Consider the following 920-nt stretch of genomic DNA (forward strand, 5'->3'; position numbering starts at 1 on the left):
ATCTTGGCATTATCACCTGCCCGGCGCAGGAAGCCCAGACGCGTGTTGATATCCAACTGCTTGGGCCTGAGCAAGGGTTACCCAGCAGGAATACGCGTTGCCTGGCGCAGGACGGGCGGGGATTTATGTGGGTGGCCACCGGCCAGGAACTTTGGCGCTACGACGGGTACACCTTCCAGAATTTCACTTCCCTCCTCACCCGCTCCATAGGCGGCGGCACGCTGATCAATCAAATGCGGACCGGCCCCGGCGGGAATATCTGGCTGGCGCATAACAACGGCATCAGCATGATCGACCCCGTAAATCTGCATTGCGCGACGATTGATCCTTCCCAAAATCTGAAAGGAACTGGCACGAAACAAAACCTGGACATATTCTTCGACAATAATCACGATACGTGGGCGGCTATACCTGGCGGCAAGCTGGTCAAGATCAGCAAAAAGCGGGTGCCCGTCGCCTTGTATACGCCGCCAGCTAATGCGGGGCATTTACCTGCATTCGAGTCACAGGTAATCAGGCTCTTTTTTGATCAACAAAACAATGGATATGCATTTAGTGGCAGTGCATTCCTCGACGTGATCAATGCAAATGCGCGATTCGTCCGTCGGATCAACCTGCTCGATAATGCGCATTCAAGCAACGAAATTGTAGTTTCCAGCATCGTGCAGACTGATCGCGCGGGGCTGACGGTTTATTATGAAAAAAAAGGCGGTAAGGGTTCGTTTTCGCGCAAATACCTGTTTGAGTCACAGCAGCTCGGTCCGGTTACTCCGATTGATGCCCCTTTAATCCCCGAATTTATCATTCAGGATTCAAGAGGGTACAGCTGGTACAAAGCCAGCGAGCATATCGGTTTTTTAAACAAAAAAACAGGCCAATTCACCAACCTGACTTCGCAGCTGCAACAGAAATCAGGCGCC

General features: G+C 52.1%; 1 protein-coding gene. It reads left to right on the top strand.

From position 1 onward, the window contains the following. On the top strand, window positions 1–920 hold a 920-nt coding region (locus ACTIE6_RS24165; protein ID WP_439559068.1), incomplete at both ends, for a ligand-binding sensor domain-containing protein.

This window comes from Dyadobacter sp., assembly GCF_051859145.1.
In the GTDB taxonomy this organism is placed as follows: domain Bacteria; phylum Bacteroidota; class Bacteroidia; order Cytophagales; family Spirosomataceae; genus Dyadobacter.